1 protein-coding gene is annotated in these 474 nt (G+C 68.8%); it reads right to left on the bottom strand.

The genetic code is table 11. From position 1 onward, the window contains the following. On the bottom strand, positions 1-348 hold a 348-nt coding region (locus tag L6758_RS10905; RefSeq protein ID WP_237218652.1), incomplete at its 3' end, for a biotin/lipoyl-binding protein. Positions 349-474 lie beyond the last annotated feature (126 nt).

The raw sequence follows: 474 nt of genomic DNA, 5'->3' as shown, positions 1-474 counted from the left end.
GCTCTGGAGATGACCAAGCTCGGCCTGGCTCATGGTCGGATCGAGCTCGATCAGCAGGTCGCCCGCCTTGACGCGCTGGCCGTCCTGCACGTGGATGGCGCGCACCACCGCGGTCTCGAACGGCTGGATCACCTTGGTGCGGCCGTCGGGCACGATCTTGCCGGTCGCGGTCGCGATGATGTCGACGGTGCCGATGCTGGCCCACACCAGCGCGATCAGGAACACCGCGGAGATGGACGCGGAGATGGCGCGTCCGATCGGGGACGGCGGGGTCTCCACGATCTCGAGCGCGGCGGGAAGAAACGCCAGCTCGTCGCGCGTGCGGGTCGGGCTGCGCAGCGAGGCCATTATTGCCTTAGCCGACTTCATGGATGCCTGCCTGGACACGGTGCAGCGTGGCGTAGCGGCCGCCGCTGCGGATCAGCTGGTCGTGCGAGCCGTCCTCGACGATGCGGCCGCGCTCCACGGTGATGA

Source organism: Rothia nasimurium (genome assembly GCF_928382285.1).
GTDB lineage: Bacteria > Actinomycetota > Actinomycetes > Actinomycetales > Micrococcaceae > Rothia > Rothia nasimurium_E.
The sequence above is the reverse complement of the archived record's forward strand: the minus strand, read 5'-3'. Positions and strand labels throughout refer to the sequence as shown.